Origin of the sequence: Nocardioides cremeus (assembly GCF_030518195.1) — a bacterium.
Classification (GTDB): Bacteria; Actinomycetota; Actinomycetes; order Propionibacteriales; family Nocardioidaceae; genus Nocardioides; species Nocardioides cremeus.
This window is the reverse complement of the sequence record NZ_JAULSC010000506.1, coordinates 1-208: the sequence shown is the minus strand read 5'-3', so window position 1 is coordinate 208 and position 208 is coordinate 1. Positions and strand designations below refer to the sequence as shown.

Sequence of the window (208 nt, the reverse complement as noted above, 5' to 3'; positions counted from 1 at the left end):
AGGTGGTCGCGGCCACGATCATCCCGAGCGCCGTGGGCGACTTCGACGCCTCCTACGCCGTCACCGACGTGGGCGAGCTGCGCTCCTTGGAGCTGACCGGCGCCTTCTCCGGCGACGGCGAGTCGATGACCTACACGATCGACTTCGACGACTACGGCTCCTCGCCCGAGATCACCGCGCCCGAGTGAGCACGAGCAGCGCCGCCGGC

At 70.2% G+C, this 208-nt stretch carries 1 protein-coding gene; it reads left to right on the top strand.

Annotation, left to right across the window (positions count from 1 at the left end; all coding sequences use genetic code 11):
- A partial coding sequence (locus QWJ41_RS21895) for a hypothetical protein (RefSeq protein ID WP_302710605.1) occupies window positions 1-188 on the top strand: 188 nt, incomplete at its 5' end.
- Window positions 189-208 lie beyond the last annotated feature (20 nt).